Source organism: Dyadobacter crusticola DSM 16708 (assembly GCF_000701505.1).
GTDB lineage: Bacteria > Bacteroidota > Bacteroidia > Cytophagales > Spirosomataceae > Dyadobacter > Dyadobacter crusticola.
This window is the reverse complement of record NZ_JNJB01000001.1, coordinates 152115-174345: the sequence shown is the minus strand read 5'-3', so window position 1 is coordinate 174345 and position 22231 is coordinate 152115. Positions and strand designations below refer to the sequence as shown.

Genomic DNA, 22231 nt, shown 5'->3' with positions numbered 1-22231 from the left:
CAATAGCCGGGCTTTAAGTGCCCGGCTACTATTTTATGGTATTTATTTCAAATTTTATTCGTTTGAAGCATCTTTTTCAGCTTCTGCCATTTCCTCTTCCTTCTTTTCCTGTTCAAGAGTATGTTTTACAACTTCTTCGTGAATGGCAGCTTCCTCATTTGAGCGACGGTTAATGTACGCCTGATAGCTTGTTTCCTTTTCGTAAGGACGTTTGCCAATCAGTTTTTCAAGGTCGCTTTGGAACAAGATCTCTTTTTCAAGCAGCTCTTTTGCCAGTACTTCCAGTGCGTCACGTTTTTCGATCAACAGGTTCTTAACAAATTGATACGCCTGATCAACCAACTTTCTAACTTCTTCATCAATCGCTTGTGACGTTGATTCAGAGTATGGCTTGGTAAATGAGTAATCTGATTGTTTAGAATCATAGAAAGAGATGTTACCAATCCTTTCATTCATTCCGTACATGGTAACCATGCTGTAAGCTACCTTCGTAACTCTTTCCAGGTCACTTAGTGCGCCTGTCGAGATTTTGTTAAATACCACATCCTCAGCAGCTCTTCCGCCCAGTGTCATACACATTTCATCAAAAAGCTGCTCTGTACGATACAGATACTGCTCGCGAGGGAGGTACTGTGCATAACCCAACGCGGCAACACCGCGGGGTACGATCGATACTTTCACCAATGGATCAGCGTGTTCCAGGAACCAGCCCGCCACCGCGTGACCAGCTTCGTGGTAAGCTACAATCTGCTTTTCCTCTGGCGAGATCAGTTTGTTCTTTTTCTCCAAACCACCTATCACGCGGTCCATTGCATCCTGGAAGTCCTGCATTGTTACTTCATCCCGGTTACGACGTGCCGCGATCAATGCGGCTTCATTACAAACATTCGCAATCTCTGCTCCCGCAAAGCCAGGAGTTTGGGACGATAGTTTCTGGATATTTACATCAGTTGCAAGTTTCAAAGGTTTCAAATGCACTTTGAAAATTGCTTCACGACCAATTACATCTGGTTTATCAACGGAAATCTGACGGTCAAAGCGGCCTGGACGAAGTAGGGCAGGATCAAGTACATCCGGGCGGTTGGTGGCGGCCACGATGATGATACCCGAATCGGTTGCAAAACCGTCCATTTCAACTAAAAGTGAGTTCAATGTATTTTCACGCTCATCGTTCGAACCCGGCATTGCGCCACGGCCACGCGAGCGTCCTACTGCGTCAATCTCATCGATAAATATGATACAAGGCGCTTTTTCCTTGGCTTGTTTGAAAAGGTCACGGACACGGGCAGCACCCACACCTACGAACATCTCGACAAAGTCGGAACCGGAAAGAGAGAAGAATGGTACACCCGCCTCACCAGCAACAGCTTTCGCAAGCAAAGTTTTACCTGTTCCCGGAGGGCCTACAAGCAATGCACCTTTTGGAATCTTCGCACCCAGTTTTTTGAATTTATCAGGACTTTGAAGGTATTCTACAATTTCCTTAATCTCTTCTTTTGCTTCATCAAGACCCGCCACGTCATTAAATGTGATCTTTACCTTGTTTTCAGCATCAAAAAGCGTAGCACGGGAGCGGCCGATATTGAAGATCTGACCACCTGGACCTACTCCGCCCGACATTCTGCCGAGTATGAAGTACATCACCAGTATCATTACAATGAAGAAGCCCCAGGTTCCGAGGAAGCTGGTCCAGTCATTTCTTGTATCAACCACAAAAGGTACTTTGTCATCGTCAGGCACTTTCTCCTGCATTCTGTCAAAATCCTTTTTAAATGTTTCTGCCGAGGTTACCTGAAACTGGTAATGTGATGCGCTTTCGCCGCCGAAATAGTTATTTTCCTTTGCAACTACCTTGTACTTATCTTGTTTTAATGCCTCTGGTTTAAGGGTCACTTCTACCGACTTATCATTCACGATAGTCACCCTTTCCACTTCCCTGTCCGCCATCATTTTTTCAAAACGCTTCTGAGTAGTTTCGCGGATTGTCGAGGTACGGTTCAGGTAAGTAATTCCCAGTATAGTGGCAATAAGAGCGGCTATGATCCAGCCTTGATATCCTTTTTGAGGACTTTTAGGACTGAGTGGCCCTCTTTTGTTATCGTTTTCGGACATTCTTTGTTTCTAATTAAGAGGAAATTTATTAAACAACGTTCCCGGTAGGGTGAATGTTCACCCCCCAGCCTTTTATACCATGGAATCTTCCAGGTATGTCACCTCTGCATCTCCCCATAATTCTTCCAGATCGTAGTGCTTACGGCGTTCCTTGTTGAAAATGTGGGCTACGACGTCCACATAGTCAATCAAAATCCATTCGCCGTTTGCTTTTCCTTCTTTCTGCCAGGGCTCTGTTTTGGAGATTTTATACACCTCTTCTTCAACCGAGTTTGCCAGAGCATCGATCTGTGTATCGGAGTTACCGGAACAAATCACGAAAAAATCAGTTATTGAATTTTTTACTTTGCGGAGGTCGAGTATTGCTATGTCCTGGCCCTTCTTTTCTGTCATTCCTTTTACTACCAGCTCGGAGAGATCTTTTGAAGATAGTTCTTTATTTTTGCGTTCTTTCATGCGTAATTGATTCCTTTCTAAACCCTAAAGTAAAGCAAAAAAATTGTACAACTCGATACAGGATACCTTAATAATTGGTAAAAAAGTTATCTATCTGCCAAGTTGTCATTCAACAAACGACATTGCGGCTGAAATAGTACACGCTGGCTTGTTCACGGAGGGTACCGTTGTCATTACTGGTCATCAGCTGTCAGGGCGGGGACAGCGGGGGACTTCCTGGGTATCGAATCCGGGAGAAAACCTGACGCTTTCCATTGTACTTACGCCTGCTTTCCTGTCCGTTCAAAACCAGTTTCTTATTAGTCAGACAGTCGCCCTCGGAATTAGGGCATACCTTGAAAGATACGTTTCAGGTGTTCAGATAAAGTGGCCTAACGACATTCTTGTTAAGGAAAGAAAGATCTGCGGAATACTCATTGAAAACGCAATTCAAGGTAGCAGGCTGAATACCTCAATTGTCGGTATTGGCTTGAATATTAATCAAATGAGTTTCAATAGTGAGCTCGCTTCGTCACTATTCATCGAGACTGGCAATGTGTTTGCTTTGGCCGACGAGTTTGCATTATTAATGCACAGCCTCGATGCAGCTTATCTGCAGCTAAGGTCCGGACACCGATATGACGAGATTCGTCAGGCGTATATGGACAGTCTTTACGGGCATTTGCAAGAAGTAAAATTCTCCTACGAGGGTAACGTTTATACAGGTACCGTCACGGGGGTAAATGAGCTGGGGCAGCTATCTGCCAGGCTATCAAATGGGGACATGCTCACGAACCTGGGCTTAAAAGAAATCAGCTGGATCAGGAGCTAGGTTGCCCCCATTTGCCAATTACAAACATCACAATCGCACTGATTCCCAGTCCCAGCGACTCCCGGGCCAACTCAATATTCAGGCTTCTCATTTGTGTCTCACCAAAGAAAATGCCCTCAAACTCGGTCGGCCATTGAAATACAGCGCCGATCAGATAGGCGGCTCCCAGTACGTAGAAAACCCAGCTGGGCCAAAGATCCCGGATGCCCATAAAGCAGGCAAGCGCTGCAAAGCTGTAAATCCCGATCCAAACGCCGGAATCCGGATCGTTCAGTTGGAAATAGGCGAAAATGACGAAAATGATCCCGAAAACTATTTTAAACAATCGCATTGTTCTTGAAGAAAAAGTGAGTCTGTTTATTTGAATAAAGTACTATCACAGGTTCAATTTACCTGTATTTCCTCATTTATTGACAAAACTGCGCCAGCGCATTGGTGGCATCAGAATACCCCAGGTTTGCGGCCTGTTTGAGACTTGTACAACCCAGGTCTTTCTCCCCATCGTTCCATTGCGACAAGCCGAGGCCGTAAAATGCTTTTCCGTATTGTCCGTCCAGCTTCACTGTTTGGCGGAATGCCAGCGTAGCTTTTTTGAAATCATTTAAACGGTAGTAAGTATTGCCCAGATTGTACCAGGCTTGTTTGTTGTTTTCATCGAGCCTGGTTGCTTTTTCGAAGTCAGGGATAGCTTCTGTGGGTTTGTCCATCAGCACCAGCAATTGTCCACGGTTAAGGAAAACATCAGCGGTATCAGGAGCAAGCTCGGCAGCTTTGTTATAGTCTGCGAAAGCGGAATCCAGGCGGTTTTCACCAGAGTAAAGCAATGCGCGGTTGAAATACGGGCGGTAGTTGTCAGGTTCCAGTTTGATTGCCTGCGCAAAGTCCAGCAATGCGTTTTCGCTTTCCTTTAACTCGTAGTAGGCGACAGCACGGAGGTTGAAAGCTTCTGAACTGGTGGTATTTTTTTCAATGGCAGTATTGATGAATTCAATGGCTTCACGGGGTTTCCCTTCATTCATCAAATCCTTTCCTTTTTTGAGAAAAGCGTCAGAAGATTGGGAGCAGGCATTCAGAAGTAGTAAAAAAAATAAAAAAAATAAGCGGGGCATACTGATTCATTTCTAGGTGATTCGCACAAAAGTAGCGTGAAACCGTAAATGAATGTTTTCTTTTTGTTAATAAAATGTCTTTATCTTTGCACCCGGCAAATCGGAACTACCAGCTCCTTCCGAATCCCCCAGGTCCTGACGGAAGCAAGGGTAGGTGGTCGATGCGGTGAGATTCTCGGTTTGCCTTTTTTTGTTCCCCCCTGCGATCCCCCCTTCTTTCTTTTTGCATTTGACCAGGGTTTTCTACTTTTGTGGAATATTCTAACCAATAAATTTCCGATATGAAGTTTTTCATTGACACTGCTAACCTGCAAGAGATTCAGGAGGCACAGGCGCTTGGCGTTTTAGATGGAGTTACAACCAATCCATCCCTGATGGCGAAAGAAGGAATTACAGGTAAAGACAATATTATGCGCCATTACAAGGCAATCTGCGATATTGTTGATGGAGATGTAAGTGCCGAAGTGATATCAGTTGATTTGGAAGGAATGATCCGCGAAGGTGAAGAGCTGGTGGAGATTGATGATAAAATAGTGGTGAAAATCCCGATGATCAAAGAAGGCGTAAAGGCATTAAAATATTTTTCAGGCAAAGGTATCCGAACCAACTGTACGTTAATTTTTTCTGCCGGACAGGCACTTTTAGCAGCAAAAGCGGGAGCAACCTATGTATCTCCGTTTATTGGCCGTCTGGACGATATTTCAACAGATGGAATTGGCCTGATTGAGCAAATCCTTACTATTTACAGAAATTATGGGTTTGACACCCAGGTACTGGCGGCATCAGTTCGTCACCCGATGCACATTATCCAATGTGCAGAAGTAGGCGCCGATGTAATGACCGGGCCGCTGAGCGCAATGGAAGCGTTGTTGAAGCATCCATTGACTGACATTGGTCTTGAGAAATTCCTTGCCGACTACAAAAAGGGCAATTCCTAAAATCGTTTTTGCATTATTATGACTGAGTCTTCGGAGCCGATAATTGTACTCGACCAGGCTGATATCTTCCAGGGTGACCGGCCTGTATTGAGTGATGTGCATTTTGAGATTAAAAAGGGAGAGTTTGTCTATCTGATCGGTCGTACCGGCAGTGGCAAAAGCTCACTTTTGAAAACGCTTTATGCAGACCTGTGGCTCCATACCGGATCTGCAAAAGTAGCTGGTTACGAGCTCCATAAAATCAAGAGAGCGGATATCCCGTTCCTGCGTCGCCGCATTGGAATTGTGTTCCAGGATTTTCAGCTGCTTTCCGACCGTTCTGTGGAAGATAACCTTTCGTTTGTACTCCGCGCAACGGGCTGGGATAACCAAGCGAAAATTTCGAAAAGAATAGCCGAAGTACTCATGCAAGTAGGCTTAGGTACCGCGCAGAAAAGAATGCCGCACCAACTTTCGGGTGGTGAGCAGCAGCGGATCGTAATTGCCCGTGCTATGCTGAATGAACCCGCAATCCTGATCGCTGATGAGCCGACGGGTAACCTGGACCCGGAAGTAGGTGACCAGATCATGAATGTTTTCAGGACGATTAATAATGCAGGTACCGCCATTTTAATGGCTACTCACAACCACGATTTTCTCAGGAGATTCCCTGCACGTGTATTGAAGTGCGAGAACGGGAGTGTAACGATCAGCTGAGTCAGATCACATAAAATGAAAAGCGGGCGAAGTTTTAAACTTCGCCCGCTTTTCATTTTATACCTCTCACATTAACTATTTGGCTGTCATATCAATGATCGGAATGATCATCTCCTCCAAAGACACACCGCCGTGCTGGAAAGTATCCCGGTACAAGTTGACATACTGATTATAGTTATTCGGGTAAGCAAAGAAATAATCTTCTTTCGTAAACACGTAAGATGTTGAAACGTGCGGTTTCGGCAGGAAAATGCGCTCTGGTTTCCGGCAAACCATCAAGTGGTTGTCATCGAATCCCAGGTTTTTCCCGTGCTTATATCTCAGGTTAGTATTTGTTTCGCGGTAGCCGATGATCTTAACCGGCTTTTGAACGCGGATCATGCCGTGGTCAGTAGTTAGGATCAACCTGCACTTTTTCTCAGCCACTTTTTTAATAAAGTCTAGAAGGGGAGAATGCTGGATCCAGGAGCGGGTAATTGAGCGGTAAGCAGCTTCATCTGGCGCAAGTTCCTTGATCATCTGAACATCAGTCCGAGCGTGCGAAAGCATATCCACAAAGTTATAGACAATCACATTCAACTGATTATTCAGCATGTTGTTAAAATTGTCTATCAACGATTTCCCCTGATTTGTATTGAGGATCTTGTTGTAAGAAAACTTAATGTTAAAGTGGTTCATTTCCAGTTGCTTTTGCAGGAAATCCTGTTCATGGTTGTTCAGACCTTCTTCACCTTCTGGGGTGTTTTCATCACTTACCCACCATTGCGGATGCTTGCGCTCCATTTCGCTTGGCATTAAGCCTGAAAAGATCGCATTTCTAGCATAACCTGTGGTAGTCGGCAGGATTGAGTAGTAGGAAGATTCTTCCTCAATGTTGAAATACTCCTGCAAAATGGGCTGGATCATTTTCCATTGATCGTATCGGAAATTATCTATCAAAAGGAAGAATACAGGCTCGTCGGAGGTTTTCAGATGTGGAAATACCTTTTGTTTCATCAACTGGTGCGACAAAATCGGCTTGTCCGACTTCGGATCATTCAGCCAGTCTTCATATTCGTCTTCGATAAACTTGCAAAAATTGGCATTTGCCTCACTTTTCTGCATGCTGAATACTTCCGCCATTCCCTGATCTTCGGAATTTTCCAATTCCAATTCCCAGTAAATCAACTTTTTATAGATATCCGCCCATTCCTCGTGCCCGATCCTGTCCTGGTATTGCATTGCCAGGCTCCGGAATTCTTGCTGGTAGCTTAATGTGGTTTTTTCTGTAACCAGTCTTTTATTGTCAAGTATTTTTTTAACCGACAGGAGAATCTGATTAGGATTCAGTGGTTTGATCAAGTAATCATCTATTTTAGAGCCTATTGCATCCTCCATGATATGCTCTTCCTCACTTTTGGTAATCATTACTACAGGAAGGCTGGGCTGCTGTTGTTTAATCTGGGCGAGTGTTTCGAGGCCGGTCATACCTGGCATCATTTCGTCCAAAAAAACTATGTCAAACCTGTCATTTTCAATGCGATCCAAAGCATCTGCTCCACTATTTACAGGAGTAACATTGTATCCTTTGTTCGTCAGAAACATGATGTGCGGTTTGAGAAGATCTATTTCATCGTCCGCCCAGAGAATGTTATATTGCATAAGCTTGTTTTTTCAATAATAATTAAATGAAATGCCTTAAAGGGTAACGGGACAATCAGAAAGTGTGGTATAAAAATACCTGTTTTAACATATTTTTAGAATTGACACCTGACTGTATACGTTGGCAAAAAGGGTACAAAAGGCATACCAACAATGCGGCTTGCAGCCCGTCAGAGAAACTTTTTGGTGACACGGGCCAGGTCATCGGGAGTGTCTACACCGTGTGAATCATCGGAAGTTATTACCGCTCTAATTGCATATCCGTTTTCCAGCCAGCGCAACTGTTCCAGTGCTTCCGCCTTCTCCAATGCAGATACCGGCAGCTTTGTAATTTCAGCAAGCACGTCGGCCCGATACGCATAAATTCCAATGTGTTTGTAAAATGTGTGTGCAGAAAGCCACTGGTCTTTTTCCGTGTTGCGGAGATAGGGAATCGTTTGCCTGCTGAAATACATAACTTCATCTTTCTTGTTCAAAACGGCTTTCGGCACATTTACATTGAACAAAATGTCCTCCTGATCGATTACCTTCACCAATGTAGCGAGCTCGGTTTGGTTGTCAAGTACCCCGGCAAGCTGGTCGATCGGTTCGGGGCTGATAAATGGTTCGTCGCCCTGAATGTTAATGATGTAGTCAAAATTCCCCTCGGTTTTGGTAAGTGCCTCATAGCATCGGTCGGTACCGCTCTGGTGAGATTCGGCTGTCATCACAGCAATTCCGCCAAAGCTTTTTACATGATCCATGATCCGCACATCGTCAGTTGCCACAATCACCTGGTCGAGACGGGTTGCTTTGGAGGATTGTTCGTAAACTCTCTGGATCATACTTTTACCCCCGATATCCACTAGGGCTTTTGCCGGGAAGCGGGTAGAGGCATAGCGGGCGGGAATGATTCCTAATATTCGCACAAGGTCGTTGGTTTGATTTTTGTCAATTCTGTTCCAAAATAAAGCTAAAAATTGCAAAATACTTTTTCATATCGCTTTTCAAAGAATATCTGGCGCATCCTCCCCGATGCGGACCCGGCCAGCTCGGTATGGGCAGTCGAGCTGCGGGACACGGAGCAAAAAGTGGCGTCTGTCGCGGTAATTGATTCAGGGGAAAAGGCACTGCGCTGGGAAGGTATCCCGCTGGGAATGGACTGGTGGTCTTCGGTAACTGCGCTTTCTTCCCACCAGTTTTTTCTGCACCATTACAGATACCCGGACCTTCCCGAGCCGACAGACTTATCCGCATTCTCTGCGCTCACCGGGGAGCATTTGTGGGATTTGCCTAATCATCTGCTGGTCAAAATCATCGACAAAAACCGCATTGAGGTTGCAGCCAAAGCTGGCAGCGGGTTTAGCTACCATTTGTGCGACGTACGTTCAGGCGCGTTGCTGCCGCGCGAGGAAATTGTGCAGGCTGATGAAGACCAGGTAATTTTGCAAGAACCTGTTCGTTACAAAAAGGGCAATGTATTTTTCGACAAGCTGAGCTCCTTTGTTGAAGAGATAACCGGTGGTCACCAGCCTATCAGTATCGATTATTTAGAGAAAAGGCCCTTTATGATCTTTTCTTATTATATTTACCATCAGGATAAAACCGTGCAATATCTTCTGATTATCACTACCAAAAGAGAGCTTGTTTTACATGAAAAGCTGTCAGAAGAACGCGAAGGAATGGGCCGCTCCACAATGATATTGAAGGCGTCAGCACTGATTTATCTTAAAAATAACAATGAGTTTTCGAGTTTAACGCTTTCATATTAAATGAAATACATTTTTTGCCTGACTGTTCTGGCAGGTATTTTTTCAGGAATGATCAGTGCCCGGGCTGCGGGGAATGTTACAATTGATTCAGTAGGAGTTGAAAGGGTAGGAGGCAAGGTGTTTGTCTTGCATAAAGTAAATCAGGGACAAACCATGTTTGCGGTAGTGCGGCAATATGGCACTTCTATCCAGGCTCTGCGTGAAGCTAATCCCGGTATGAGCGATCAAATTCAGTTTGGACAGACGATCCGCGTACCTTACACGCCAAAGGTCAGCAAAAAAGAGGCGAGGAAGGAAGACAAAAAGGAGGAAAAGAAGGAAGATAAAAAAGAAGAGAAAAAGGAAGTCAAACCTGCTGCGCCGGCCGCGGCTGCAAAGCCTGATACCACTCCATCCACGACTTCGGCACCTACCGCCGGATCTTCCGTTTCTGTATCTCCTAACGGAAAACACATTGTGGAGCCGGGCCAAACATTGTATCGTGTTGCTGTTAAATATGGTGTTTTGATGGCCGATCTACGCAAATGGAATAATTTGACTGACGATAATCTGAAAGACGGGCAAGAGCTGATTGTGAGCGAGAAGGGGGCTGAGAAAGCTGTTGCGGCAGTTACACCGCCAGCAGCGCCGAAGGTAACCAGCACAACGGTAGTTAAGGATTCTGTAAAAGCGAAGACTGTCGTTCCTGAGAAAGTAGTTAAGCCTGTGGAAGAAGCAGTTGAAGCTCCGAAAGTGGTTAAAGGCAAGAGAAAATCAGAATCGGGGCTTGCGGAAGTAATCGAGACTGATGAAAGTACCAGTAAGTTCCTCGGCTTGCACCGAACTGCACCAATCGGCGCATTGGTGGAGGTTTTAAATGAGTATAATCAGGAAAAGATCATCGTCCGCATTATCGGCCGGATCCCTGATACCAGCGTTAACGACGATATTGTTATTAAGTTATCGTCACGCGCCTTCGAAAAAGTTTCTCCCAACAGCAAGCGTTTCAGAGCAGTTGTAAGCTACCTGGAATAGTTTTGTTATCAATTCCATTATGAAACATTCACCCAAATTCCGCTCTAAGAGAGAAGAGGAGAGAGAAGCTCTGAAAAACACTGCCGGATACAAGATTTGGAGCGTTATGTTCACATTGCTGTATCCTTTCATTGCCATTTTTACATTCCTATTTTCAGGAATTGTCATGTTCTTCTCCGGCATTTCCCGGGTTCTGGCTTACCTGTTCGGAGGAAGCCATGCAAAGCATTGAAGTGCCTCATTTGTCCCCCTACATTATAGATTTATTAGAAGATAAAGTCGAGCAGTACAACAAGCCCGACTTTATCTCCCTGGATCCAGTAAGTATCCCGCATCGATTTTCGTTGAAGCAGGATATCGAGATAATGGGTTTGTGGGCAGCAGTACTTGCCTGGGGGCAGCGGAAGACGATCATCAGCAAATGTCTGGAACTGGCTTCGCTCATGGACAATGCGCCCTATGATTTTATCCGGAATCATGAAGACAGTGATTTAACGCCTTTTCTGAACTTCAAGCACCGCACATTCAATGCCACTGACACCCTCTATTTCCTTCATTTCTTCCAGAACTACTACCGGCAGCACGATTCACTTGAATATGCATTTAGCTCGCATATCAATGCAGCAGACGAGACGATAGAAAAATCTTTGATCGGTTTTCACAACATGTTTCGCGATTCGGAACATTTCCCATCGCGTGCTGCCAAGCACATTGCCACCCCAGCTCGGAAGTCTTCCTGCAAGCGGCTGAATATGTTTCTGAGATGGATGGTCCGGAAAGACAATAATGGGGTTGACTTCGGTATCTGGAATAATATATTGCCTTCACAGCTAGTATGTCCCTGCGATGTTCACGTAGATCGCGTTTCCCGCTTTCTAGGCCTTATAAAAAGGCCAAATACGGATTGGCAAACTGCATTGGAACTTACTGCCTCATTAAAACAGCTTGATCCTTCTGATCCGGTCAAATACGACTTTGCACTGTTCGGTTTAGGGATTGAAGGTTTTGCCAAGTAGTGTTACAAACCAGCCTCCAAATACTTAACGAAAGGAAAAAAGCAAATCCGATCGTTAATTTGCGTCCGCCTCTGAATTAAGCTTTTCTTGCAAATCATTCCTAGTGTAAAAATTGCGACTGCGAAGTTGCACAATACACTAAACGTTTTGCGAAATGAAAACAATTTACAAGTTATCGGGTGCTGCTTTCTTGTTAGCAGGAATGTTTAACAGCGTTTGCGGACAGACAACCTCTTATGGTTCGCAAGCCGGCGATCAGGGTACCGATGGTACTTATGTGGGAATATGGGCGGGCTCCTCCACGGTCGGCGAGCATAATACATTTGTCGGGAGTCTTTCCGGGTTTGCTAATATAGGCGGAAATCAGAATACAGCGCTTGGAAGCAGGTCTGCTTTCTCGATTTCTCATGGAAGCGAGAATACTTTTCTCGGGTACTTATCGGGCAAAAGCAATACAACAGGCAGTTGGAATACCTTTGTAGGATCGAAGTCAGGGGCAGGCAGTGGTGTGGGTCTTAGAAACACTTTCATTGGCGTAGAAGCAGGCGGCTCTAACTACTTTGGTAACGAAAATATCTTCATTGGCTGCCGGAGCGGCTTCTTCAATAAGGAGGGGAATTACAACTTGTTTGCTGGAAATGGAGCAGGAGAGTATAACACAAGCGGACATTACAATGTATTTCTCGGACACGGAGCCGGAAACAGTAACTTGAAAGGGCTTGCAAATACATATATTGGACATGAAACGTCGGGGAGCGCCAATGTAACCTATGCAACAGCAGTGGGCGCGAAAACCAAAGTCACCCGGGATCATAGTATTGTGCTCGGGACAATTTTCGACAATGTAGGAATTGGGGTTGAGGCCCCTACTTACAAGCTTCACTTGAGTACGTTTTCTGCTGCAAAAGCCGGCTCTTCCGCATGGATTGTCGCCTCTGACAAGCGTCTCAAAAAGGATATCTCAGATTACACCGAAGGGCTTGATGTGTTAAAGCAGATCAAACCCGTCTGGTTCAACTACAACGGCGCGGCCGGTTTGCCAACAGATAAGAAGTTCGTAGGGATCATTGCCCAGGACGTGCAGAAAATAGCTCCTCACATGGTGGGTACATTCACCTATCAGGATTCGCTTGGCAATAAGACAGAATACCTCGATTACGATGCAAATGCAATGACATATATGCTGGTAAACTCTGTGAAAGAGCAGCAGCAAATGATCGAGCAAAAAGACGAGGAAATCCGGCAGCTCACAGCTGAGACTGCCGAATTAACGAAGAGACTAGCCCAGCTAGAACGCATTGTGGCTTCCAACATGACTCGGCCGCTTACCAATCCTGCCGCCAGAACCAACGAAGTAAATGAGAATGGAGTGATTCTGGAACAAAATTCGCCAAACGGTTTTTCCGGTAGTTCTTCAATCAGGTTCTTTATTCCGGAGACGATCAAGGATGCAGTATTGAATATTTATTCAACAAACGGACATAAAATCCGTACAGAAGTTGTGAAAACGCGCGGAGAAGGATCCATTCAGCTTTCTGCTCATGATTTTGGAACCGGCGTATTCATTTACGATCTCGTTACGGATGGGAAAAGCAATGGCGCTAAAAAGATGATGGTGAGTAAATAGTTTGTTTTTAAATGCGAAAAGCCGGACTTCATCGAAGCCCGGCTTTTCGCATTTAGATAAATCAAGTTTATAAAGTAGCTCGGTCAAACCGGACTGACTCTACGGTAAACAACGGTTTTGTTCCCGCATTCGGATTTCTGTATACAAAGAACAACTTATGCAGCTTTTGATCAACTGGCGCTTTAAGCGGGATACTTACTTCTCCCGTTTTGTCGATCTTCACTTCGCCGATCTTTGTGCCGGCCGGACTGTCAAGTCGCACTTCCAAAGTACCGCCGGCAGTATATTTCTCATTGCTACTGCCTGCTATTGCGAGGTTTGAGATACCGGTCAGGTCAATATCGTCGAAGGCGAAGAAGCTGCCGCTTTTGGAGCCTATTACCATTTCTTTACCGTCCTCCCCTTTAAAGTTGGCGGTATTTTGAGTAGTGTCGGCCAGGGCTGCCATCAATGTTGCCGGACGCAATGCAAGTGTTTTAGCACCTGTAAGTGGTCCCATTGTGCCACTTCCTTTATCAGTATAGCTTGCCGTGATGATGTACGAACCGGATTTTTTCTTCGCTTCGGTCACGTACGAACCTTTCAGTGGTTTTTTATCAACCCCCTTGTCATTCGCAAGTGAAAGAATGTACTTCACCATATCCTCGATTTCTTCGGGCTTGTGTTGTGGGTGGCCCGGCATTGCCTGCTCGCCCCAAACACCACTTCCACCTTTCAGAACTTTGTCGGTAAGCGTTTTAAGTGAATTACGTTCACTTGCATACTTCTTCGCTACTTCCTTATAAGCGGGACCAATGGATTTTTTATCTACCGAGTGGCAGGCTTTGCAGTCGCTCAATTCGATCAGTCTTTTTCCGGTTTCAAAGCCGGTGTTTGCCTGGTGACCCTGGGCCAATATGGTTTTGTCAAAACCTTCCAGGTAATTGATCGTCACAGTAACTTCGTCCTCCGGGATCTTCTTATTCGCGAGGCTGCCATCTTCTTTATCCGAAACCGAAACTTCGTAGTTTACAGGTTTGTCGTTCCAATAAAATGTTTTGTTGCCTTTTACAGCCACATCAACCTTCGGAATTGCATTACCTACACGCACAATAACTTCCGATGTATTTGCATTCCCTGCGTTGTCGGTTACTTTCAAAGTAGCTGTGTATTCGCCCGGCTTTGCGTAAGTATAGCTTGGGTTCGCCACATTGCTCTTAGGAAGTCCTTTCCCGAAAGACCATTCGTACTTGATCGGATCACCATCATAGTCGAGAGATCCTTTTGACGAAAAGTTGACTTTCAAAGGCGTAGCGCCAGTTGTATTCGTAGCGGTTGCCACTGCTACCGGCACGCGGTTACCTGCATTGTATGTGATATGCGACAAGCTTGCTTCGTCATTTTGGGCAAACCAGTTTGGCCCGTATTCCAATGTATAAAGCGAACCGTCATTTGCAAACTGCATATCAATCGGGTGACTAAATTTGGTATTTGGTAAAAAACGATCAATGCTCTTCAGGTCACCCTGCTCGTTCATGGTAACTATATTGATATAGTCACGGATCCAGTCGTAAGCGAAGAATTTTCCATTGTAGTATTCCGGAAACTTCACCTTGCTATCCTTGTAGTCGGAAGAATAGTAAACAGGTCCTGCCATTGCATTACGGCCACCTTTACCAACAATCGCTCCGAATTCAGGAGAGTCTGCATAAGGATAGTAGATGAATGCAGGATTGGCTGGCGGTAACTCTTGCAAGCCGGTATTATGCGGCGAGTTATTGATCGGTTTCGCCGGGTCAAATGGTCCGTGTGAAGTACTGTCAGCAAAATTGAAATCGATATAAGGCTTGTTATCAGCGATGAAGAGTGGATACCCATAATAGCCTGCCTTTCTCGCCTGGTTTACTTCATCGTAACCGCGAGGTCCCCGCTTCGGATCGTCCAAAGATGCATCCGGACCAACATCACCCCAATACAGATAACCATTGTGCTGATCCACTGAAATGCGGTAAGGGTTTCGTGTTCCCATTACGTAGATCTCAGGCCGTGCTTTCGGGTTACCTGCAGGGAACAGATTTCCTTCCGGGATATCGTACAAGTTAGTACCGCCTGGCATATTTGCGCGGCGGTCGCCATAGCGTGGTTTAATGCGAATTACCTTGCCTCTAAGTGAATTCGTGTTGGAAGAAGTGTGCTGTCCGTCGAAACCTTCACGTCCCGGCCGCTCATCGATCGGTCCGAATCCATTGGACTGGAATGGATTTACATCGTCGCCGGTAGACAGGTACAAATTTCCCTTGCTATCCCACGCAATGGAACCACCGGTGTGGCAGCAGTCCGTTCTCTTTACAGGAACAGTCAGTAAAACCTCCTCGGTGCTGAGTAGCAACGTGTCTTTGACGTCATCGTATTTAAAGCGGGACAAATGCTGAGCAGTATCCGGTGCAGATGAAAGCGGAGAGTAGTACAGGTAAACAAGCTTGTTCGTATTGAAATTAGGATCAATATTTAAACCCATTAAACCATACTCCTGCTTGGTATAAACAGGTACCTCTGCCACAACCTTTACTTTGCCCGTTTTTGGGTTATACAATTTCAACTTTCCCTTTCTTTCTGAAAAAAGCACGCTCTGATCTTCCAGTACGACCAGCTCAGTAGGTTCGTCAAGCTTGGTAGCGAGGGTCTTTTTAGTGAAACGGTTTTCTTCCGGCCTCGCCTTCGCGAAGTCGAGCTTTTCGGCCATTGCCCACTTCAAACCGCCGATAAAGTGTTTTACAAAAACCGGGTTTTCATATGTAGCATCTTCATGCCCGAAGTTGGTGTAAAATGCTTTTCCACCGTCATATTCATGGAACCACGACATTGGATGGTCGTCGCCCATTTTCCCGTCTTTATAAGTCTTCTCATCAATTTTGACCAGGACATTAACCTTCGGATTGAAGTTTTTGAAATCATAAAACTCATCCTTGATCTTCCATTTCTTCGGAAAACCCGTCATGGAAGGGTGCTGATCGTTCACTACATAAGCTTCGCCTTCCTGTACGTTCGGGTTGCCTGGATGGCTCGCGAAATAGGCGCCGGAAAGTTGGTTGTACCAGGGCCAGTCGTACTCGGTGTCGGTAGCCGCATGAACGCCGACGTACCCGCCTCCCGCCTGGATGTAGTGTTCAAATGCTTCCTGCTGTTTATTGTCCAGGATATTGCCCGTCGTATTCAGGAAAATGACCGCGCCGTACTTTTGCAGGTTCTTTTCTGTAAAAGCCGTCGCATTCTCAGTAGTATCCACGGCAAAGCCATTTTCTTTGCCATATTTCATGATCGCCGCTTTTCCGGCCGGAATGGAAGAATGCCGGAATGCAGCCGTTTTGGAAAACACAAGCACGCGCTTTTCAGGTGTGACAGTTTGTGCCGAGGACGCTAAACCGCAACAGACCAGGCCCATCGTACCTATCACTCGGAGTCGGTTCAGCAAGTTTTGATAAAGAATTTTACGCATTACAGATTAGGTGAACTGGTTATTTTTTAGTGTTCGAACTGCATTTTCATTCTACTCAAAACGAAACAATGCAGCAGGTAATTATATGAAAAAAACCTCCCTTCCATAAGGAAGACAGGTTTTTAATATACTTGTACAATCGACAATTACAGACCTAAAACTTTGCGGTTGAAAGCCTCGTCAGCTCCGGTCCCTGCAAAGTCGTCAAATGCCTTTGTAGTTACTTCTATAATGTGGCTTTCAATGAAAGGCGCACCTTCTGCTGCACCTTGAACAGGCGACTTAATGCAGCATTCCCATTCCAAAACTGCCCAGCTGCCGTAATCGTACTGAGATAGTTTGGAGAAAATACCACTGAAATCAACTTGTCCATCGCCTAGCGAGCGGAAACGGCCGGCGCGGTCAGCCCAGCCTGCGAATCCGCTGTATACACCTTGCTTACCCGACGGATTAAACTCGGCATCTTTTACGTGGAATGCCTTAATGCGGTCGTGGTACAGGTCGATGAATTGCAGGTAATCGAGCTGCTGCAATACAAAGTGGCTCGGGTCGTAATTGATGTTGGCGCGCGTGTGACCGTCGAGGTGATCAACGAACATCTCAAAAGTAGATCCGTCAAAAAGGTCTTCACCAGGGTGAAGCTCGTATGCTACGTCGACGCCATTTTCATCATAAACATCCAGGATCGGCTTCCATCTTGCAGCCAGTTCTTTGAATGCAGTTTCTATCAGTCCGGCCGGGCGCTGTGGCCAGGGGTACAAAAATGGCCAGGCCAATGCACCCGAGAAAGTCGCGCTTGCGGAAAGTCCGAGTCTGCGGCTTGCTTGCGCCACATATTTCAAATGCTGCGTAGCCCATTCAGCCCGCGCTTTCGGATTGTTGCGTACCTCGGGCACTGCAAACCCGTCGTACATTTCATCATATACCGGGTGCGAAGCCACGAGCTGACCGATGATATGCGAAGCCAGTTCAGTAATTTCCAGACCTTTGTCGGCCAGTTTACCTTTCAGCTCATCCGCATAAGTCTGCGATTCAGCGCATTGTTTCACATCAATTACCCGCGGATCCCATGTAGGAAGTTGAAGGCCTTTATAGCCTAGCCCCGCCATGTAATCAGCAATCGAATCCAGTGAATTAAAAGGAGCTTCGTCACCGAGGAATTGTGCCAGGAAAATCCCCGGCCCTTTGATTGTTTTCATGTTTTTAATGTTGAATGATTGAATGAATGAATGATTGAATGAGTCGTTTATCTGGTGTTTTTGCGGGCTTTGGACAGAATTTTGATAAGCTCTTCCGCTTCTCTCATTAGGGATTTCAATTTGTCTAGAGGCAATATTTCGGATTCTGAAATTATCTCTAACCAAAATAATGATTCGTCCGCCTCCTCGATCGTAATACTCAGTTTTGAAAAAAACTCATTCTGACTTCTGGCTCTGCAAACCGCTCGATAATTAGCTCCCACGGATGAAGCTGATCGAAGGAACTGTTTTCCAACAATCCGCGCTTCCTCGGTCGGGGGCAGTGCTTTGAAAACCTTAATGCTCCGCAATACGAAATCTTTTGTCCGATTTTGCAGCAATAAGATAAAGCTCGATTTAGAGCTTGCATTTTCCATAAGTCAGTGTGTGTATTTATTTCAAAATGGGCATTCGATCATTCACTCATTCAATCATTCAAAATTTAAATATTAACCCACGCCTGCGCTCTGTTACTTTCCAAAATCTTCTCGCAAATCAATAACTCCCTGTATCCGTCCGCGAAGGTTGGGAATGTTGGGTTTTCTGGTTGTTTGCCTGCGGCGATGGCTGCGTATACTTCTTTGAACATTTGTTTTGAAGTATCAGGGAAACCTTCGTTGTGGCCGCCTGGGAATGTGATTGTTGAACGTACATCCTCATTGACCAGCGAAGGATCGCGCATCAGGATTTCATTGCTCTTGTCGCGGTTACCAATCCACATTTCGTTTGGTGATTCTGAGCACCAGCTGAATGTTTTCTTCGAACCGGCAATTTCAAGTGCCATTCTGTTTTTCCGGCCAGCCGAAACCTGTGATACCGTGATTACGCCTTTGCTGCCATTGTCAAAACGCAGCAACACGTTTGCGTGATCTTCTGTGTTGATAGGTACATCTGCATAATCCTCAGGCTGCAGCATCTTGCCGGAATATGTTTCCACCGGTTTAAGCGGCTTTTTGCGTGTTTTATGAATGGTATTGAAATCGGCCATGACAGCAACTGTTTTCAGGCCGGTAATGTATTCCAGTATATCCATCAAGTGAGAACCGATGTCTGCAATCGCGCGGGAGTCGCCCGACTTATCTGGTTCCAGGCGCCAGTTGTAATCTGTCTCGTAGAAAAGCCAGTCTTGCAGGTAAGATCCGATGAAGGAATAAATTTCACCCAGTTCGCCTTTTTCACGCATTGATTTCATCTGACGTGCCAGCGGGTAGTAGCGCAGGTTGAAGTGTACTGCATTTACTAATCCTGTTTCAGCGGCAAGCTTTACCAGCTCTTCTGCTTCCGCAAGGTCTTTGGCAAGTGGTTTTTCACAGATCACATGTTTACCGGCCAGCAATGCAGCTTTCGACTGTGAGTAGTGAAGGAAGTTGGGCGTACATATATGTATAGCCTGAATGTCATCTTGTTTCAAAAGGTCTTCGAAGGTATAGGAACGTTCGATCCCGAGTGCGTCTGCTTTTTGTGCTGCCAGTTCAGCTGTCACTTCGCAAAGCGCTGCTACTTCAACATTTGGAAGGCGTCGCAGCGCTTCAATGTGCGCCGGGCCGATGAAACCTGTGCCGACAACGCCGACTTTGATTTTATTCATAAACGGGAATGGAAAATAGGTGAGAAAACAGTCCGCCGAAGCGGGTTAGGATTAAGGTTAAAAAAGAATTGAATGCAGGTCAGAAGTCAGTCCACTTGGTGTCTGTCTGATTGGAGGCAATGACAGCGTCAATGAACTTCATCCCTCTCAATCCATCCTGTGCAGTTGGGAAATCGTAAACAGGATCTACTGTGCGACCCTCCCAATGAGCTCGTACGTGCAATGCAAAATTGCGGTACAAATTGGCGAATGCTTCAAAGTAACCCTCGGGGTGCCCGGCAGGAATGCGCGTGTGCACCTGGGCAGCTTTGGATAGATTACCCACACCTGTGCGGATAATGCGTGCGCCCTGGTTGGTTTTGTGTATCAGCGTATTAGGTTCGAGTTGCTTCCATTGCAATCCACCAGTCTCCCCGTAAACGCGGATGTTCAGGTCGTTTTCTTCTCCGTTTGCAATCTGGCTGTTTTGAAGAATTCCCTTGGCACCATTGTTGAATCGCAGCAGAATGTTGGCATCATCATCGAGCAGGCGACCTTCCACAAAAATGGTCAGGTCAGCGCAAAGCTGCGTGATTTTGAGGCCGGTAATGTATTCAGCCAGGTTTTCGGCGTGTGTTCCGATATCACCGAGTCCGCCAGCAGCGCCGGAGCGTTTCGGGTCGGTACGCCAGGCAGCCTGCTTGTTCCCGGTCACTTCCACCAAAGTAGCCAGCCAGCCCTGCGGGTATTCCACGATCACTTTTCTGATCTCACCGATTACACCGGAGGCAATCATTTCGCGGGCTTCCTTTACCATGGGATAGCCCGTGTAATTATGGGTCAAACAGAAAACCAGCCCGGTTTTTTCAACCAATGCGACGATCTCTTCTGCTTCTTTCGTATTTAATGTAATCGGTTTATCGCAAACGACATGAAAACCATTTTCCAGGGCAAGCTTGGCAGGGGCGTGGTGTACGTGATTTGGAGTAACGATCGCCACAAAATCCATTCGCTCGCCCTCCGGGAGCTGCTTTTCTTTTGCAATCATTTCTTCAAAATCATTATAAACCCGGTCTTCCGGTAAATACAATGCGCTACCTGACTCCTTCGACTTCAATGGGTCGGAGCTGAAAGCACCGCAGACAAGCTCGATTTCTCCATCCATGATCGCTGCACGGCGATGTACCCCACCAATAAATGCGTCCAGGGAACCACCTACCATGCCCATTCTGATCTTTCTTGACATTCCAGTTGGTTTAAAGTTTTGAAAAGATTTTAAAGGTATAAAGAGTAGTATATATCACTCTTACTTCTTACAAATATAATTTTAACACTCAAAAAACACCCCCGAAAGCCTGTTAAAACCAGTAGAATCGCCGTTAATTTGTTTTTTCTGTGAAAATCTTAAATTAAAGCTTTAACGCAGACCGTTTTCAAAAAAACCATCTAATTCAAAAAATCAAACCCTTTTAGTCTTATGACTCAAACTGTTAACAGCAGCAGGTTATTCAACGCAAGTTGTCTTGCCATCATTACAACGGCCTTTTCATTCAGTATCAGAGCAGGTATCCTCCCGCAATTGGGCACTGAATTTGGCCTTACCGCCGAGCAGTTGGGCTTTATTAACTCCATGTTCTTCTTCGGATTTCCAATTTCGATGATCATCGGAGGTATTGTTTATCACACAGTCGGGCCGAAAATTATCATGCAGGTTGCTGTCGTGGCGCACACGCTTGGAATTTTGCTGACGATCTACGCCGGCGGCTACACAGGCTTATTGGTGTCTACATTCTTTATCGGTTTCGGAAACGGCTGTACAGAAGCGGCTTGTAACCCGATGATCGCTGACATGTATTCCAGCAACAAGCTGAACAAAATGCTCGGCCGCTTCCACATGTGGTTCCCGGGCGGTATCGTATTGGGTAGCTTAATTTCGAAGTTCATGACTGACGCAGGTTCGTCGTGGCAGACTCAGATCTGGGTATTGATGATCCCAACCGTTATCTACGCATTCCTTTTCTTCGGTCAGGCTTTCCCAAGACCGAAAGTGGAAGGTGTAACTTCACTTGCGAAGAACTTCCAGGCGATGCTTACTCCTTTGTATATCTTCATTTTCTGCTGCATGGCGCTTACCGCGATCACAGAATTTGGTCCTAACCAGTGGGTGAATGTAGTATTGAGCAGTAGCGGAGCAGATCCGATGCTCGTATTGGCATTGACTTTCGGTGTAATGACGATAGGAAGACTTTTCACAGGTCCGGTGGTGGATCTGGTTGGTCAAACAGGTATTCTGCTTTTCGGTGCAGTTCTGGCGGCTATCGGTATCTACATGTTTAGCACAGTAACCGGCCCTATCGCATACTTCGCGGCCGTTATATTCGGATTGGGTGTGTGCTTCAACTGGCCGACTGTAATCGGTTTCGTAGCGCAGCGTGTTCCGTTGAGCGGCGCGCTTGGAATGTCCATTATCGGTGGGGTAGGTATGTTGTCTACTTCAATCTTCCAACCATTTATCGGTCGCTGGATCGACTCTGCACACTCTGAGTATTCTGCGCAGGGCCTTACAGGTTCCGCATTGGAGCTGGCAGCAGGGCAGGCTACATTGTCTACCATGCTTACTTTCCCGATCATCCTGATCGTCGCATTTGCGATTCTCTGGTTCTGGGCCGGAAATCCAAGAGGAGGTCACGTTGAAGAAAAGCTGGTGGCCGAACAGCCTCAACTTTAATTCACTAGTCAATGAAAAAGCGTCAGGCAGTTATCTGCCTGACGCTTTTTCA

20 protein-coding genes are annotated in these 22231 nt (G+C 45.9%); 9 read left to right on the top strand and 11 right to left on the bottom strand.

Annotated elements, in window-relative coordinates; all coding sequences use genetic code 11:
• Positions 1-54: 54 nt before the first annotated feature.
• Together ftsH and rsfS are read right to left on the bottom strand one after the other, a co-directional pair.
• Complete coding sequence (gene ftsH, locus Q369_RS0100850) at positions 55-2112, bottom strand: ATP-dependent zinc metalloprotease FtsH (RefSeq protein WP_031525663.1); 2058 nt, start codon at positions 2110-2112, stop codon at positions 55-57.
• A 72-nt stretch (positions 2113-2184) separates the two neighbouring features.
• Positions 2185-2568, bottom strand: coding sequence for a ribosome silencing factor (gene rsfS / locus Q369_RS0100845; protein WP_031525662.1), 384 nt, complete (start codon positions 2566-2568; stop codon positions 2185-2187).
• A 43-nt stretch (positions 2569-2611) separates the two neighbouring features.
• On the opposite strand from rsfS, the gene Q369_RS0100840 reads away from it, so the two are divergent.
• A complete protein-coding gene (locus Q369_RS0100840) occupies positions 2612-3379 on the top strand; it encodes a biotin--[acetyl-CoA-carboxylase] ligase (RefSeq protein WP_031525661.1) in 768 nt (255 codons plus the stop codon).
• Here Q369_RS0100840 and Q369_RS0100835 read toward each other — a convergent pair.
• The gene (locus tag Q369_RS0100835; protein WP_031525659.1) at positions 3369-3710 is read right to left on the bottom strand and encodes a transmembrane 220 family protein; all 342 of its coding nucleotides are present in this window, start codon (positions 3708-3710) and stop codon (positions 3369-3371) included. The genes Q369_RS0100840 and Q369_RS0100835 overlap by 11 nt on opposite strands.
• A 76-nt stretch (positions 3711-3786) precedes the next feature.
• Positions 3787-4488 (bottom strand): tetratricopeptide repeat protein, encoded by a 702-nt coding sequence (locus Q369_RS0100830; RefSeq protein ID WP_031525658.1) that lies wholly within the window; start codon positions 4486-4488, stop codon positions 3787-3789.
• Between the two features lie 281 nt (positions 4489-4769).
• Here Q369_RS0100830 and fsa point away from each other — a divergent pair, with 281 nt between their 5' ends.
• Positions 4770-5426 carry a fructose-6-phosphate aldolase gene (gene fsa, locus Q369_RS0100825; protein WP_031525656.1) on the top strand — a complete coding sequence of 219 codons (657 nt, stop codon included), beginning with the start codon at positions 4770-4772 and terminating at the stop codon, positions 5424-5426.
• Between the two features lie 18 nt (positions 5427-5444).
• Positions 5445-6122 (top strand): cell division ATP-binding protein FtsE, encoded by a 678-nt coding sequence (locus Q369_RS0100820; RefSeq protein WP_031525654.1) that lies wholly within the window; start codon positions 5445-5447, stop codon positions 6120-6122.
• Between the two features lie 75 nt (positions 6123-6197).
• Here the strand turns inward: Q369_RS0100820 and porX are convergent, their stop codons facing one another.
• Together porX and kdsB are read right to left on the bottom strand one after the other, a co-directional pair.
• Positions 6198-7763: a T9SS response regulator signal transducer PorX gene (porX, locus tag Q369_RS0100815; RefSeq protein WP_031525652.1), complete on the bottom strand. Its 1566-nt coding sequence runs from the start codon at positions 7761-7763 to the stop codon at positions 6198-6200.
• A gap of 170 nt (positions 7764-7933) precedes the next feature.
• Positions 7934-8671, bottom strand: coding sequence for a 3-deoxy-manno-octulosonate cytidylyltransferase (gene kdsB, locus Q369_RS0100810; protein WP_031525651.1), 738 nt, complete (start codon positions 8669-8671; stop codon positions 7934-7936).
• Positions 8672-8722: 51 nt separating this feature from the next.
• Between kdsB and Q369_RS0100805 the strand changes: the two genes are divergently transcribed.
• From Q369_RS0100805 to Q369_RS0100785, 5 genes are all read left to right on the top strand, one after another.
• The gene (locus Q369_RS0100805) at positions 8723-9514 is read left to right on the top strand and encodes a DUF4905 domain-containing protein (RefSeq protein WP_031525649.1); all 792 of its coding nucleotides are present in this window, start codon (positions 8723-8725) and stop codon (positions 9512-9514) included.
• Positions 9515-10528, top strand: coding sequence for a LysM peptidoglycan-binding domain-containing protein (locus tag Q369_RS0100800; protein WP_031525647.1), 1014 nt, complete (start codon positions 9515-9517; stop codon positions 10526-10528).
• A gap of 19 nt (positions 10529-10547) precedes the next feature.
• Positions 10548-10760 carry a hypothetical protein gene (locus Q369_RS0100795; protein ID WP_031525646.1) on the top strand — a complete coding sequence of 71 codons (213 nt, stop codon included), beginning with the start codon at positions 10548-10550 and terminating at the stop codon, positions 10758-10760.
• A complete protein-coding gene (locus Q369_RS0100790) occupies positions 10747-11544 on the top strand; it encodes a TIGR02757 family protein (RefSeq protein WP_031525644.1) in 798 nt (265 codons plus the stop codon). Before Q369_RS0100795 ends, Q369_RS0100790 begins: the two co-directional genes overlap by 14 nt.
• A 154-nt stretch (positions 11545-11698) precedes the next feature.
• Positions 11699-13171: a tail fiber domain-containing protein gene (locus Q369_RS0100785; RefSeq protein ID WP_031525642.1), complete on the top strand. Its 1473-nt coding sequence runs from the start codon at positions 11699-11701 to the stop codon at positions 13169-13171.
• Between the two features lie 67 nt (positions 13172-13238).
• On the opposite strand, the gene Q369_RS0100780 is transcribed toward Q369_RS0100785, so the two are convergent.
• The 5 genes from Q369_RS0100780 to Q369_RS0100760 all read right to left on the bottom strand — a co-directional run bounded on the left by Q369_RS0100780 (position 13239) and on the right by Q369_RS0100760 (position 20679).
• Positions 13239-16646 carry a ThuA domain-containing protein gene (locus tag Q369_RS0100780; protein WP_031525641.1) on the bottom strand — a complete coding sequence of 1136 codons (3408 nt, stop codon included), beginning with the start codon at positions 16644-16646 and terminating at the stop codon, positions 13239-13241.
• 146 nt (positions 16647-16792) lie between these two features.
• A complete protein-coding gene (locus Q369_RS0100775) occupies positions 16793-17845 on the bottom strand; it encodes a sugar phosphate isomerase/epimerase family protein (RefSeq protein WP_031525640.1) in 1053 nt (350 codons plus the stop codon).
• Between the two features lie 47 nt (positions 17846-17892).
• On the bottom strand, positions 17893-18261 hold the full coding sequence (locus Q369_RS0100770; RefSeq protein ID WP_031525639.1) for a four helix bundle protein: 369 nt from the start codon (positions 18259-18261) through the stop codon (positions 17893-17895).
• 65 nt (positions 18262-18326) lie between these two features.
• The gene (locus Q369_RS0100765; protein ID WP_031525637.1) at positions 18327-19472 is read right to left on the bottom strand and encodes a Gfo/Idh/MocA family protein; all 1146 of its coding nucleotides are present in this window, start codon (positions 19470-19472) and stop codon (positions 18327-18329) included.
• Positions 19473-19551: 79 nt separating this feature from the next.
• Complete coding sequence (locus tag Q369_RS0100760) at positions 19552-20679, bottom strand: Gfo/Idh/MocA family protein (RefSeq protein ID WP_031525635.1); 1128 nt, start codon at positions 20677-20679, stop codon at positions 19552-19554.
• 249 nt (positions 20680-20928) lie between these two features.
• Here Q369_RS0100760 and Q369_RS0100755 point away from each other — a divergent pair, with 249 nt between their 5' ends.
• Positions 20929-22179, top strand: coding sequence for an MFS transporter (locus Q369_RS0100755; RefSeq protein ID WP_031525633.1), 1251 nt, complete (start codon positions 20929-20931; stop codon positions 22177-22179).
• The last annotated feature ends 52 nt before the right edge of the window (positions 22180-22231 follow it).

What these genes read in the sequence shown, in the direction of transcription:
- Q369_RS0100775 (WP_031525640.1), bottom strand. Translation starts at nt 17,845, where the DNA reads ATGAAAACAATCAAAGGGCCGGGGATTTTCCTGGCACAATTCCTCGGT.
- rsfS (WP_031525662.1), bottom strand. Translation starts at nt 2,568, where the DNA reads ATGAAAGAACGCAAAAATAAAGAACTATCTTCAAAAGATCTCTCCGAG.
- Q369_RS0100785 (WP_031525642.1), top strand. Translation starts at nt 11,699, where the DNA reads ATGAAAACAATTTACAAGTTATCGGGTGCTGCTTTCTTGTTAGCAGGA.
- Q369_RS0100830 (WP_031525658.1), bottom strand. Translation starts at nt 4,488, where the DNA reads ATGCCCCGCTTATTTTTTTTATTTTTTTTACTACTTCTGAATGCCTGC.
- Q369_RS0100755 (WP_031525633.1), top strand. Translation starts at nt 20,929, where the DNA reads ATGACTCAAACTGTTAACAGCAGCAGGTTATTCAACGCAAGTTGTCTT.
- ftsH (WP_031525663.1), bottom strand. Translation starts at nt 2,112, where the DNA reads ATGTCCGAAAACGATAACAAAAGAGGGCCACTCAGTCCTAAAAGTCCT.
- Q369_RS0100820 (WP_031525654.1), top strand. Translation starts at nt 5,445, where the DNA reads ATGACTGAGTCTTCGGAGCCGATAATTGTACTCGACCAGGCTGATATC.
- Q369_RS0100760 (WP_031525635.1), bottom strand. Translation starts at nt 20,679, where the DNA reads ATGGGCATGGTAGGTGGTTCCCTGGACGCATTTATTGGTGGGGTACAT.
- Q369_RS0100780 (WP_031525641.1), bottom strand. Translation starts at nt 16,646, where the DNA reads ATGCGTAAAATTCTTTATCAAAACTTGCTGAACCGACTCCGAGTGATA.
- Q369_RS0100790 (WP_031525644.1), top strand. Translation starts at nt 10,747, where the DNA reads ATGCAAAGCATTGAAGTGCCTCATTTGTCCCCCTACATTATAGATTTA.
- Q369_RS0100795 (WP_031525646.1), top strand. Translation starts at nt 10,548, where the DNA reads ATGAAACATTCACCCAAATTCCGCTCTAAGAGAGAAGAGGAGAGAGAA.
- Q369_RS0100770 (WP_031525639.1), bottom strand. Translation starts at nt 18,261, where the DNA reads ATGGAAAATGCAAGCTCTAAATCGAGCTTTATCTTATTGCTGCAAAAT.
- Q369_RS0100765 (WP_031525637.1), bottom strand. Translation starts at nt 19,472, where the DNA reads ATGAATAAAATCAAAGTCGGCGTTGTCGGCACAGGTTTCATCGGCCCG.
- Q369_RS0100800 (WP_031525647.1), top strand. Translation starts at nt 9,515, where the DNA reads ATGAAATACATTTTTTGCCTGACTGTTCTGGCAGGTATTTTTTCAGGA.
- fsa (WP_031525656.1), top strand. Translation starts at nt 4,770, where the DNA reads ATGAAGTTTTTCATTGACACTGCTAACCTGCAAGAGATTCAGGAGGCA.
- Q369_RS0100835 (WP_031525659.1), bottom strand. Translation starts at nt 3,710, where the DNA reads ATGCGATTGTTTAAAATAGTTTTCGGGATCATTTTCGTCATTTTCGCC.
- porX (WP_031525652.1), bottom strand. Translation starts at nt 7,763, where the DNA reads ATGCAATATAACATTCTCTGGGCGGACGATGAAATAGATCTTCTCAAA.